The sequence below is a fragment of the Paenibacillus sp. Lou8.1 genome, from assembly GCF_024213565.1.
Taxonomy (GTDB): Bacteria; Bacillota; Bacilli; order Paenibacillales; family Paenibacillaceae; genus Paenibacillus; species Paenibacillus polymyxa_B.
Window position 1 is genome coordinate 23951 of record NZ_JANAVN010000008.1, and the last position, 13404, is coordinate 37354.

Annotated in this window: 10 protein-coding genes; 7 read left to right on the top strand and 3 right to left on the bottom strand. The window is 41.1% G+C overall.

The genetic code is table 11. The features are described from left to right. Positions 1–19: 19 nt before the first annotated feature. Genes NLX78_RS12855 through NLX78_RS12865 form a run of 3 tightly spaced genes read right to left on the bottom strand, consistent with a single transcriptional unit; the run spans position 20 to position 4758 of the window. Positions 20–2872 (bottom strand): AAA family ATPase, encoded by a 2853-nt coding sequence (locus NLX78_RS12855; RefSeq protein WP_254350598.1) that lies wholly within the window; start codon positions 2870–2872, stop codon positions 20–22. Next, complete coding sequence (locus tag NLX78_RS12860) at positions 2853–3521, bottom strand: hypothetical protein (protein ID WP_016818732.1); 669 nt, start codon at positions 3519–3521, stop codon at positions 2853–2855. Before NLX78_RS12860 ends, NLX78_RS12855 begins: the two co-directional genes overlap by 20 nt. Then, on the bottom strand, positions 3514–4758 hold the full coding sequence (locus NLX78_RS12865; protein WP_254350599.1) for a hypothetical protein: 1245 nt from the start codon (positions 4756–4758) through the stop codon (positions 3514–3516). Before NLX78_RS12865 ends, NLX78_RS12860 begins: the two co-directional genes overlap by 8 nt. 926 nt (positions 4759–5684) lie before the next feature. Here NLX78_RS12865 and NLX78_RS26735 point away from each other — a divergent pair. Genes NLX78_RS26735 through NLX78_RS12900 form a run of 7 tightly spaced genes read left to right on the top strand, consistent with a single transcriptional unit; the run spans position 5685 to position 13360 of the window. Next, a complete protein-coding gene (locus NLX78_RS26735; protein WP_254350600.1) occupies positions 5685–6833 on the top strand; it encodes a pentapeptide repeat-containing protein in 1149 nt (382 codons plus the stop codon). Beyond that, complete coding sequence (locus tag NLX78_RS12875) at positions 6826–7386, top strand: hypothetical protein (protein WP_254350601.1); 561 nt, start codon at positions 6826–6828, stop codon at positions 7384–7386. Before NLX78_RS26735 ends, NLX78_RS12875 begins: the two co-directional genes overlap by 8 nt. A 20-nt stretch (positions 7387–7406) precedes the next feature. Then, complete coding sequence (locus tag NLX78_RS12880; RefSeq protein WP_254350602.1) at positions 7407–8066, top strand: hypothetical protein; 660 nt, start codon at positions 7407–7409, stop codon at positions 8064–8066. Beyond that, positions 8063–9487 (top strand): phage baseplate assembly protein V, encoded by a 1425-nt coding sequence (locus NLX78_RS12885; RefSeq protein ID WP_254350603.1) that lies wholly within the window; start codon positions 8063–8065, stop codon positions 9485–9487. Before NLX78_RS12880 ends, NLX78_RS12885 begins: the two co-directional genes overlap by 4 nt. 26 nt (positions 9488–9513) lie before the next feature. Then, positions 9514–9948 (top strand): DUF4280 domain-containing protein, encoded by a 435-nt coding sequence (locus tag NLX78_RS12890; RefSeq protein ID WP_254350604.1) that lies wholly within the window; start codon positions 9514–9516, stop codon positions 9946–9948. Between the two features lie 11 nt (positions 9949–9959). Continuing rightward, entirely contained in the window at positions 9960–13004 is a 3045-nt protein-coding gene (locus NLX78_RS12895) for a phage baseplate assembly protein V (RefSeq protein WP_254350605.1), read from the top strand. After that, the gene (locus NLX78_RS12900) at positions 13001–13360 is read left to right on the top strand and encodes a hypothetical protein (RefSeq protein ID WP_254350606.1); all 360 of its coding nucleotides are present in this window, start codon (positions 13001–13003) and stop codon (positions 13358–13360) included. Before NLX78_RS12895 ends, NLX78_RS12900 begins: the two co-directional genes overlap by 4 nt. The last annotated feature ends 44 nt before the right edge of the window (positions 13361–13404 follow it).

Consider the following 13404-nt stretch of genomic DNA (forward strand, 5'->3'; position numbering starts at 1 on the left):
AAGTTTAATCTTATTATTCCTAGCGATACTCGCCGTAGGTAATTGGAGGCGCTACATTTTCGCCTCTTGCTTTCGGCCGGAAATTAAGCAACATGTTTACCCAGGGCATCATGAGCTTGATATTCTCAGAATAAGGCATACCAATAATGATCTGTGCATCGGACTGACTCAAGAATTGACCAGCTAATCCAATGCGCTCCTCATCCAGATGGGCAAAAGGTTCATCTAGAATCATGAAACTAAGTACGCCATCTGCCTTAATAGCGGCAAAAGTTAGAAGTAATGAGGCTATCACCTTTTGTCCTCCGCTTAAGGAGCTTTTGTCACGGTAGCTTTTTATGGGCTTCCCATTAAATCCTAACCGGTAATCAACTTTCCAACGCTCATCATCAAGGTAGACAGCTCTAAGTGAGGCATCAAAGTCGCCGTGTTTCGACATTTCTTCTAGCGCTTTTCGTACTTTTTGGAAAACCTCATCAACCATAATCTGATACTCTTTTTTGGCTTCAACTCTTTTTTCCTCGAGTTTCTCCAAATCATGCTTGATCTTTTTAATTTCTTCAAGATGCTGATCGAGAAGTATACGGTGTTTTTCATGAGATTTTTCTAATCGAATAGTTGCTTTCTCTTCTCCAGGTCGAAAGTTCCCTCCCGTTAAGTTATTGCGCAAGAATTCAATTTGGGATTTTTTTGATTTTATATTTTCCTCGTATTGGTCTGGGCTTAGGATTAATTTCATCCTCTCTGTATCCGCTACAACCAACTTTTGTTCGTCGTTAAATAGCTTTTTTATATCCTGAATCTGAGAGTCTAAAGTACTTCGTTTTGATTTTTTATCTTCTAGAACAGTATTTTTTTCCTCTAACTGAGTTCGATTAGCATGTAACTTTGTTTTGAGTATACCGCTGTAACTACTCAGTTCGTTTTGGTGTCGTATCTCCTTGAGAAGTTGCTCAGAACATTGACCAATCAAGGTGTCTACTTTGTTCAGAGCATCCTGTAAAGTTTGAAGAGTCCTATTAGCAAGAACTAACTCTTCTTCTTTGCTGGGTAACAAAAGCCTTTGCTGTTGAATACGAATCTGTTCCGTTACCTCGCTAAGCTTTTCGAATGCATTGTCTTCCTCATTTTCAGCCATTAAAAGTAAGGGCTTTAACTTTTCGTACTGCCTTTTGTATTCTCGAAGCTGAGCTTCATACGCATGTCGTCCGCAACATAATTCTTTCGAACGTATTGAGCGCCCCCCTCGGTTAGCAACTACATAGTAAGGAGAGGGATGGTTGAGGAGAGCGCTGTAGCCTTTATTTATCCATGACCATGCCTCTTCCATATGAGTCGCAACCATAACTTTATCAAATCTTTGCAAATAACCTGCAACTCGATCATCTGTAAGAGTGACTTTATTTAATATGGCATGCTTCTCAAGTTTCAACTTAGCCGGCTTAAAAGGAGATACCCAGAACGGATATCGGTTTTCTTGGGCAGTTTTCATTACGTAAACCATATCTTTAGGATCGACAACTATGGTAAACCGTTCCGATCCAAGCATGGCCTCAAAAGCTTCTCGCCAAAACTCATCTTGAATTTCAATACAATCGGCTATCAGCAAATATTTAATGTTTTGTGATTCTAGCCATTGCCGCATTTGAATAACTGCAGTTGGAAAATCGTTTTTATGTGTTGTTTCCATACGAGTAATCTTATTTTCCAAGGCACGTGAATTACTTCGAAGGGTAGCTGTAGCAGTTAATTTTCCTTTATGATCTTCTTCTAAATGAAGTTTATCTTCAGTTAGTTTTACTAGATCTTGTAGAGGGATAGAGCGATAGGTGTCCATAAAAGTATTTAACTCTGAAACTATACGTTGATGGTTATGCAAATCAACTGCAGCGGCTGAGCTTTTTACGTTGAGTTCTCTTATCGTTTCGCTTAAGTGTGACGTTGTCTCCTGTGATTCAGACAATTTAATCCCTGTATCCTCTAGGGACTCCTCATGAGACTGAATGGAATCTTTTAAACGTTGCTGATCTTGAATGAGTTTCCTTAATTCGCTTTCGTTTTGTGCTTGCTCATTTTTTACATTTGCATACTGGGAAATAGGTAGTTCGAAGTGAAGCCTTGTCAATTGCTCTTGTTGATCAACGATCTTTTTACATAGATTTAGATTGTTTTCGATCTCTCTTAATGTACTTTCTTCTCGTTGTTTCTGCATCTCGATATGAAAATACTGCTCTTTCTGTGCTTTGAGGTCAATTTTGATCTGATTAAACTGATCGATTCTTTCTTGCTCACCACAGATTTGTAAAATGTAGTCCGCCAATTCTTCTTCAGTTAAATCCATAATCTGCTCTGTATTTCCTTGGCTAAGGCTACATGCATTAATTAGGGATCTTGTCAGACCCACCTCCTGCATTTGTTTAGCGTATTGTTCCACTTTAATCCATCGAATATATGTTTGAAGGTCATGCTCAAGATCAAAATTTCCATCATAGACACAATATTCGCGTCTACTGGTGTCACGTTTTATACGACAAATAACAGACACGATATCTTGCCTTTTTCCAATGGCTTCAAAAGGACGTCGCCCATAGGAAGGATTAACTTTGTTATCAAAACGACCCACGATATAAATCTCATCAATCTCATCACGCTCAAAAAAAGTTTGAAGGGACTGATTGTTATCAAATTTCTTTGATCCAATAAGCACCCTTATCATATTTAGTAGGGTAGTTTTACCAGCACCATTGACTCCAATAATTCCATTGATTTTTGAATGTAAAGGAATTTCTTGACGGGGAAAAAAGGAAAATCCTTCCGTTTCGAGATTCAAAAACCGAATGGGTAGATACTTTCTATCCGAGAATTTGCTCACGATTATCCGCCTCTTTTCCTTTAGTTTTAGCCTGTAGGATCTGGTCTGAAGTTTTCTCATGTACATATTTAGTTTCCTCAATCAGTAACTCGTTAACATTTTTACGAATATGTTCATAGAGCCGTGAGTTATCGATGGCTGTTGATAAACGTGGTCCTGCAATAATAGAAGATTTCCCGCGGATACCTTGAATAAAGCCTTGTTGTTTGAGAAAGGTTAGGTTCTTTCTAAGATTTTGCATGGAGCCCAACTGGGACTTGAAATTTTCAAAAAGTTGTTCTTCGGTTAAGTGTGGCTCTTCGTTGAGTTGCTTTTTTAAGTCAGTATCATATTTAGGTAAAATGAGATTGCACCATAAAATAACAAGCAGCGCTTTGCAAATGACTGAAAGGCCATCTCCTGGCAAAAAAGCTCCCTCTGTAAAAGGTTCTGAAAGCCTAACAGTTTGTTTTAAACGGGCATCAAAATGATGTGATAGGCGATCATCAACTAATTCGTATCCAACCTGCTCTAGACGACCTTCAACATCCTTACGAAAGTTATCATCAAACTCCAAACGAGGAAACATGCTTTTTGGACAAGCCTTGATAGTAAGCATGGCACAGACTTCAGTTGGGCTAAAATCTTGATAATTATCTAACTTAAACATGCGGCTCTCTCCTTTCAATTAAACCATTCGAAAGTTGATAGAAAGGATGCTCATGAAGAAAAAGTCCATCTTCTTTCACATCAAGTGTATATCCTTTATATGGTGAATCATTCCAAAAATATGTTTGATTTTCTATAGCACAAAGTGCTGCCAACAGCATCAGGCCATCAACTTTATTGGAATATGGTTTTAAAAAATGTTCTATTGTAATATTTTCAGTCGTTTTAAACTTCTCAGAAAGGGAAAATTTTAATTTTTCCGAATAGGTGGGTTCTTCAAAAAGGGTATCAAAAGCTTCTTCTTGACTGACTACTTTAGGACCTATTTTCTTTTTGTGACGGCGTATCCTTTTTTGCAAAAATAAGTCTAAAGCGAAGGCTAAATCATATTCATCCAACCATGAGGAACAAGAAGGAGCATAAATCCCTTTACTGATCCAAGCTGCCAATTGGTAGAAGGATGTTTTTGTAAGTAAACGATCAATGTCATTCTTGGTAAACAGAGCCGTAGCTAGAAGCTGATGTTTTAGATAATAAGGACTTAGTTCATTGTACAAACTCATAACGTGTGTGTTAAAACTACAGAGCATTTCGATTCCGTATCTATCAGATTCTGTGAGTTCGATTCCTTTTGATAATTTATAATGATTGATTTCGCGTATACGTTCAATCAAGTCGTCAATATTTCCAATAAATCCGCTTATTTTATAAATAAGCTTACGTATACGTTCTTCATTTTTTGAAATAAGAGCAGCGGAGAGCTCAGTGATACTGCGTTGCACAGAATACAAAATTTGGTCTCGAAGTAATTCTAGTGAGGGCAAATCCAAACCCATAATGCCGGCCACGTTTAAAATCTCTGTTACTGCAAGCTGAAAATCCATCTCATCCATTTCATCTCCACGATATAGAAAAGGGAGGAACCTCAAAAATAATAATCCACTTTTGGAAAGTGAGTATTGAAGAGTGCCTTCTTGGCGTACAAGCCAAGAACCTTCCATAAGGCTGTTTAGGATTATATCCATTTCTTTAGCAGTGTATTGGGGTAACATAATTCCGATATCTGTTCGAGTAAAATGACTTTGTTGTGTCTCTCTTGATAATCGAAGCATAGTAGATATCTTGTGAGCGAACCATTGCCTGGAGCTTGTTAAATGGCTAAGCAGTTCATACAGATAATTGAACCCTTCTGCGTAACCTAGCTCGGGCAAGTTGTACTCTGATATGTGTTCTTCCATATCTATCACCTCTATTAAGCAGTATCACCGAAATGTAAGAGAACTATACTTTCAAAAAAATGAAGCAAGCTCAGGTTTTTATAAATAAATTGTTTCAGTTAGCTAATTGTTCCTCCAAAAGCCGAGCCAATCTTCTAAGGTATACATGGAAAATAAGGAAAGAGGAAAACGAGACAAATGTGTACTCAGTTGTTCCTGAATGAGTAAGTTAAGGGCGCATTTCTCTTATTCGGAAAAGGTAAAACTCACATAGTATTCATTCCATTTCTATAGAAAAATAGTTACAGCATCGAATTTCGTATAGAGTGAAACTTTTGTCAGTACTGTTGCTTTTTAATTAGATGACTATTTGGCCTTAAAGAGAAGACGGATTATTTTTTAGTTAGTATTCTGAATGAACATATGTGTTTGCTTTGGAGACAGGAGGGGGTCTTCTGGTTTGATGTAACAAGGATATCTACTTATTCATTCCCTATATAGTTGGCTATATTTCCGGAGTGAAATAGAGTACTACTCCGAGTTCAAGATGTGTCAAAGAGGGCTAGATAAAGCGAGGAAAAATGAAAAGAATTCACGTCTTTGGTTTGTATGATTTGCATGGTAGCCTTCCTAAAAAAGAGATAAATCTAACCCAGTGGAAGTGATTTTGAATAAATTATATTTTCTAACTTTCCTAGCTAAATGCTTTGGTAAACTAGTTGTATAGCAATGTCTTTATTGTTTACATTGTAAATAACACGTATTATGGTTCTTTCTGTAAACAAAATTACTAATCTGTCCGATACATACATAAGGATGATCTATTGTTAAATATATCCTTGAGAATTATGATTCCACATATCATTTATACTAGATCTCTGTTTAAGATAACCAGCTACTATACTCACAGGCTATGTAAAATGCAGCAATCAGAAAGGAGATAGGATGTGAAACGTGAAGAGGCTTTTTGGCATTTTACCAATGAGATCTATGAACCCCTAAAGCATCAAATGTTATTTGCGTTGGAAGCACATTTTCAGAATCATAAGTGTTCCTTGGCCAAGACATTTCGCAATTCACTGGAGCAAGTACTCGGGAAAGTCATGTTAATGCAGCAAGAAGGTACCAAACAATCGTTGGGATATATATCTTACTCCATGCTCCGCACTGAATTAGCAAACGGAAGGGCGACCTATTTAGTAGAGGCGCTGGATAAGAGATGGCTTATGGATCTCCATTCTTGCCGAGATACCTATAATGCGGATTGGGCATTTCGCTATTTGGACGAGTGGGAGACTGAATTAAGCAAGCACGCTAAGAAATATGGCGGAAGAATCGGATTGGATGATATTCAAAGAATGAAATTGCGCGCGGCAATACATATTCACCAATATATCATTGCTTTGGCGCGTTTTAGTATCACAGAAGCATGGTTGGATGAAATCCAGTTTGCTCATGAAATACAGTTGGAAGATGTGTTCGAGCTGAGAGTCGGAGAATATTGGGACCAAAGTGAAGTCGTTTTTAAACGGGATGTGCGTGCCAAAGATTCTAGTGTGATGAAAGATTGGCTTGAGGAAAAGAAACCATATGACTACATACATGAAGTTTTTCGGGGAATTGACGGGTCTCAAGGAAATTATAAAGGAATACGTCTACAATATGCCGATTTGAATGAAAGTTCCTTTATAAATAGTGTTTTTACGAAAGGGAATTTGATTGGTTCCCGTTGGAATAAAGCATGTTTAATAGAAGCTGACTTTAGCGGTTGTTTGATACAAGAAGCACGTTTTGAAAAAGCCAATTTAAGAGGAGCTTCTTTTCGAGATGCAGTAGCTGTACCTGGAATATACCAGTCTGAACGATGGGAAAGACCTGGTTTTCAACCCGTAAGTTTTGCAGGAGCAGATCTTACAGGAGCCACATTTCAGGACGCTTACTTACAGGATGCAGATTTCACCGGGGCAATATTGCAGGGGGCCGACTTCATTGGTGCAGCTATAGAGGGGGCCTGTTTCAAAGGGGCGGTGCTGGATGGAACCCGATTTAGTTTAGGCATGCATCCAGTTGCCCAGGACCTAACTTCATTTGGATGACAGACGCAATGGAAAGGGACGTGGCATAGTGGAGTATTTTCTTTGTCAACATGATGATCGGATGTTGTATTCCGCTGTTCCCGTATGGGACGAAGAAGTCAATGCGGAGATGATAAATATAAATGATTGGACGGAATGGCCCTCTTCTTATGCTGCACAGTTTAAGGTCAAGGGTCACGATTACACGGTTTACCCTGATATTCTGATGGGTTCCAGGATGATGGTATCTGATGCAGTGCATGAGTTGTTACAGGTCTATACGCCGAGCCTGTTCAGCCGTATGGCTTTGTTCCGGGATATAGAACGTTCTCAGCAAAAGTTGTACTGGATGATTCAGCCCCCTTTAGTGGAGTGTGTAGGTGAGCTAAGTACATTTCATCCCGGAGGAACATTGATGAAGTTGGTAGTGGATCGAGAGCGCACTGAGGGGAGGCCCCTGTTGCAAGTTCAAGGGTTGCGTGAAACCTGTACATTAGTAAATCTGGCATTAGCAGAAAGTCTATTGCGGAGGGGAACGAGCGGTATCTCCTTTCAGGAAGTCGATATGCAGTAACGAAATGGGAGGAGATATTTGTGGAACATCTGGATAAGAAAATTGTTTCTTTGCTACATACAGTAACATCAGGAAATGCCGAAAATAATCCATCCTTAACTGAGGATGAAGCTTTAAGTCACGCACACGAGAAGGAGCCGTTTGGGCAAACATTACAAACATTCATGCAGCTTGAAGGGGAAAGTCTGGTTTTTGCTCAGCGGTATTTAGTGGATGAACGCATTAGTATAACAATGCCAAAGAGCTTTAGAGATATGCCAATGGATGAGCAACTATTAAAGTATCCTTCTCATCATCGCCCAGATTTTATTTTCACTAATGAGGCAGGCACGATTAACTTAACCTTCAAGCATACCGAAAGCCCGTTGCAAACAGAAGAGTTGGAGAATTTTACGGATGAGATGGCTCTGGTGGTAAAACAAACCCAGAAGTTGACCGAATGGTTTGGCCATGAAGTGTTGGAGGTAGGAGAGAATCGAATAGGATACTGCGAATTCATGACGCCTGTATGGAATGCACGCATGTATAATTTATCCTTTTTTACAGTGTTGGAAGGACGGGCGCTAATGTGTGCGTTTAACTGTACGGATGAAGAAATGGTGACTTGGAAGCCCGTTGCCCGCAGTATGCTGCTAACGTTGAAAATCGAGTCTGACCGAAAGGAAAATAAACCCTTATGACATTAACTAACATTACATATGATCGGCTGCAAATTACGCCATTTGAATTGGTGAGTATTCAGGAATTGCGTATGACCAAGCGGTTGAATGAGCACACCCGGCTCTCTTTTACAGCTATTTTACCTGAAGAATTACAGGACAGTTATGTTCAATTGATCGAAGCCGATTCCCCGGTTTGTGTATCACAATTGGATGAGGCAGGAACACCAACACCGCTATTTAACGGAACGATACTTCATATGGAAGTCAAAGCTGTCCGAGATGTGTATTACCTGGAGGTCGAGGCTATATCACACACGTATAAACTGGATATTCGCAAAAAAGACAGGTCCTTTCAGGATAAAAATATGAAGGTAGAGGAATTGCTGCGGGCTGTAGGTAGGGATTATCCCGGTTTTGACATTATTGATTCGGCTACAGGGGGAGCAGCTTTAGGTCGCATAGCGGTCCAGTATCGTGAAACCGATTGGGAGTTCCTAAAACGGATCGCTTCGCGTTATCATACTTCACTCACGCCTGCCTCGGTGTTTGATGTGCCGAAGTGTTATTTTGGTGTTGAGGAGACCCAGTCAGGGCTTGATGTAACGAATTATCATTATACCGTCAGTAAACGAGTTGCGGATTATCGTTATTTCAACGGTAATGATACAGCACATGTAAACGAGCATGATTTTATTGATTACCTGGTTGAGGCGGAGCAAGTTTTGGAGTTGGGCAGCACCGTTACTTTTAAAGGTAAAAACTTGTACGTGTACAAGGTAGACACTCACATGCAAAAGGGTGTGATGCAGCACGTGTATACCTTAACTTCTCACAAGGGGTTGAGACACAAGGAAGTGTTTAACGAACAGCTTATCGGTCTGTCTTTACCAGGTAAAGTCATTCAGGTAGAGCGAGATCGTATCAAATTACATTTGAATATAGATACCGTTCAAGACCCTGCGAAGGCCCACTGGTTCACGTATGTTTCTCCTTATACTGCGGAAGGACATAGCGGATGGTACGTAATGCCTGAGTTGGGAGATAACGTGCTGCTCTATTTCCCTGCCCATCGGGAGGAAGAAAGCATGGGAAGTACATCTTTGCGCCAAAAGAATCAGAGTGTAGAGCAGCATGTGCTTGCTAATCCCGACATTAAATTATTTCGTACGGCCCACGGTAAGGAAATCAAATTAACTCCCGATGAAATTGTAATCACCAGTAAGGAGGGAGCTGTGTATATACAGTTAAATGAAAAAGATGGCATTCATATTGTAAGCGACAAACAGATTCATTTCTCAGCAGGAGGAAATATCTCCATTCATTCCGGCAGTAAAGTGAAAATCACGGCAGGGAATGAAATTCAAATGACTAGCAAAGGCAGTACCGTATCGCTGGGCGGAATGACAAATGTTCTGGGCAGTGAAGTGAAGACGAACTAAGAAAGGAATGAAGGGGGGATAGAAGAATGGCAAATAAGTCTCATTCCGATAAGGAACCTATTCAAGCTGGACGGGGAAGTAAACAAGGATATGTTGTTGCTGGGGCGATCTTAAGCTGCAGCTTTGGTACGCAACCGACACGTCTCAAACGTCCGTTCAGTCACGGAGTATATGTAAAAGAGAAAGCGCAAATGAACGTTGGGGATTACTTGCCAGGAACCAATATCAGCAATTTCGGTCGTTGCTCCTGCCCAGCTAACCCAGCGGTCAAAAGCAGTGACATGGTGGATATCTACGGGGTGAAAAAAGCGAACTGTGTTCCGGTGATTACCGGACCCTGGATCGGCGGCAAAAGCGATGTGCTCGTGGAAGGAGAACCAGCCTTGCTGGATCAATGCACGAATGCGTGCCTATACGGGGGAATGATTCGGATTACAGACGATGGCCAGACGCTGGAGTAAGGAGGTACAAGTTGAATCACACACAAACGATGTTAACGTATACGGAGTTGGAATGTACAGGTCCATATCCTCTTCAGACGATCCATGAACTGCGTATTGAACGGAAATTGAACGATCATGCCCGGTTAAGGATCAGTGGATGGATAGGTGAAGAGCAGAGAGACCATTACATAGAACAGGATCAGGATAATGAGCCTGTCATCATCCGAACCAAAACAGACAATGGTCAACCTGAACGGATTTTGTTCCATGGTTTACTCGTCCATGCAGAAACACGGATGGTGCGTGGCATCTATTATGTGGAGCTTGAAGCCGTTTCTCATACGATTCAGTTGGATATCACACCTCTCACCCGTTCTTATCAGCATTCCTTAATGCCCTACGGAAATTTGATCAAGCAAATCATTCAGAAGTACAGTCAGGCCGATGTTATTGATAACGCAACAAACGGTACTATCTTGCATGAATTTACTTTACAATATCGAGAGACGGATTGGGCCTTTCTCAAACGGATGGCTTCCCGGTTTGGAACAGTGTTGATCCCAGAGATCTCACTAAATGGACCTAAATTCTGGTTTGGTATGCCTGAGGGGCAGTACGTTGAGATGAGGCATCCGGTTTACCGTACTCGACGTAGTTTTGATCCGAAAAGGATAGCGGAATTCAGCTATATGATGGAGAGTGAAACGCTTGCCCGGCCCGGAGACCTCACGAATTGGAATGGTGAGCAATGGATGGTGGCAGAAGTCACTTCTGAATTGCGAAAAGGATTGCTGTTACACGAATATGAACTGGTTCGCGAACAGGGAGTTCAGCAAACAGAGATTTTGTGCCCCCACCTCACAGGAGCTTCACTCGAAGGACGTGTATTAGAAGCCAAATCAGGCCGAATCCGTGTTCATCTTACAGTGGATGAAAAACAAGATCGGGATAAGGCATGGTGGTTTCCATATGCCAGCAGTTATACCGCCGAAGGACATAGCGGTTGGTACGTCATGCCGGAACGAGGAGATAAAGTATCTGTCCGCTTCCCTACAGAGCAGGAGGCGGATGGATATGCGGCAAGTTCCATACGACAAGGGCGAAGCTCGTCACCCAAGCTCGCTGACCCAGCCACCAAGTATTGGGGGACACCTCATGATAAGGACATCAAGCTGAGTGCCAGTGAATTAAAGGTGACGGCTAAATCGGAACAGGTTCACATTTCAATGAATGGTTCAGGAATTCAGGTCGTCAGTGAACATGAATTGTCATTGTCGGCAGGCAAGACGCTCTCCTTGCATGCGGACGGGGAGCTGAATATTCAAGCTGCCGAGGCTATTTATTTCAAAGCGGGCAGCAGTAGCTTGGTGTTGGATGGAGAAACGGATATACGGTCCGCTAAAGTACAGCTGGAAGGCACGGTTAAAAGGCCGGTTTTTGTAGTAGATTTAGCACCGATTTGGGAACCCCCATTAATGTCTGTGAAAGCTTATGCAGAGGCGCAGGCGGCGAAAAGTGCAGCAAACAGCAGTACAGGACGAAGCTCCAATTCAAGCGTTACATCGAAAGATGGGGGAGCCGTTAAGTCAGCCGTAAACACTCCGAATTCACCGAAGGCTAGTCTACTCGATGGCGTATTAGGATTAGCTCAGAAAGTATGTGATGTGGCTGCGTCTATTCCTGTATTGGGAGCTATACCGAAAGCAGCAAGTAAAAAAATAGCTTCGATTCGTTCCGAAGTGGCTTCCTCTGGACCGTCATCCATAGTTAAATATGCGGCAGCAGGATTGTCCATGATTGCCGGCGTACCTTCCCATGGTTGGGGAGTGGTGCTGGGGAAGACCGCCAAGGTTGCTGCTCAAACCTTACATGCGCACGCGGAGGAACAGAGGGCTCGTGAACGGCATGCGACAATGGATTTTCTTGGTAAGGTATGGACGAGTGCCAGAGGGTATGGAGAAATACAATCCATACATGACTTCATCAACTATGTAAAGGGAGTCAATCAAGCTTCCGTCCAAGCCTATAGCGAAGTACCTTCTGATATACGGGAACGCTGGTATCAAAGAAATGTGGATCAACAGTTTGAAAAGGCGCTGGATGCTTATTATAATAATCAGGATCTCTCCACAGATATAGTCGCATTAATGGAACATCAACGGCAGACAGACAATCATTTTCGATATAGTGACAGAGCTTTGATGAGTTCCAAGTATCGGGATGATATGAAAGGGTACACGACAGAACAGAAGAAATATCTAATTGATTTTCTGAATTCAATTGACGAATATAGGAAAGAGTATGGGTCGTATAGGGAAAGCCCTTTTATGAAAGACCTGGATGAGACTGAGCGGATTGTGTTTAATGAAATCAAAAACTTTGCCTATGAGAGTGTAGAGGACATGGCAGAGAGGCTCCGGAATTTCCCTAATATAGATATTCACCAAATGGTGATCGATAACATCGAAGGAAAACAAGACGTAGCAGATAAAATTGTTAAAGTCATAACGGATCCAGATGCTGCTTATGAAAAAACGATAAACAGCTCCAAACAAGAAAATGCCCGTCTGTTAGTAGAAGCAGCATTTTTATTTGCCGTTGGGAGGAAAGGAAAGAAGCATTCTAAAGATGACGGTGCTTCACCAGGAGGATCGCCGCATAAGAAGGATGATCATTCTTCTAAGGAGACGGGAAAAGTCCCTGGTATGCCGCCTATCGTGCAGTCTAGAATAAACTTAAGAAATGGAAGTGCAGCAGAAGGAGCAGGGTTTGATCATGTGTTAGATAGGCATTTTAACCCTGCAAAGAATGCTTCCCAATTTACGGTTACGCCTGATAAGTTAAAGACTATACTGCAAAGTAAAGAGGTTGTGAACACTCCAGTTACACGGGTATTACAAGCGAAAATTCAGTTACCAAATGGAAAAACTGAAATACAAGCTAGATATGTTAGAGAAGTTACATTAAACTCAAACATAGGTATTGATAAGTTTAGTGGCCCTACAAATATTATGACTATATTAACCGATAAGCATGGGAACCTAGTTACAGCTAGTCCGGGGGTGATTAAATGAAGCTGATAGGAAGCAAACAGGAACAGGATTTTAGAAAAGAGTTAGCTGACTGTAATATTATTGTAGCTCAAGGCGATAAAGAAAAAGCAATATTGAATGTGTTAAGAACTATTTTCGGAGAAATTAAGACAGCATATATTCTAAATTGGACACCAGAACAGTACGAGGATATCTTCACCATTTTAATTGACCTTGATAAAATTGCTAAAGTTGAGATTAGTAGAATCAATCATTTGGAAGCTCCTATAATTGAAACTTTTACGCTAAAAGATTTCCAAAAAGGTCTTAGTAAAATATTTCAAATTAAATTAGCCGTGGCGATTGATTTGGCGAAGAAAGACCATCGAAATAGCTAAATACTGTATAGTACGCTCGATAGGTTGCATACATGTACTGCGAG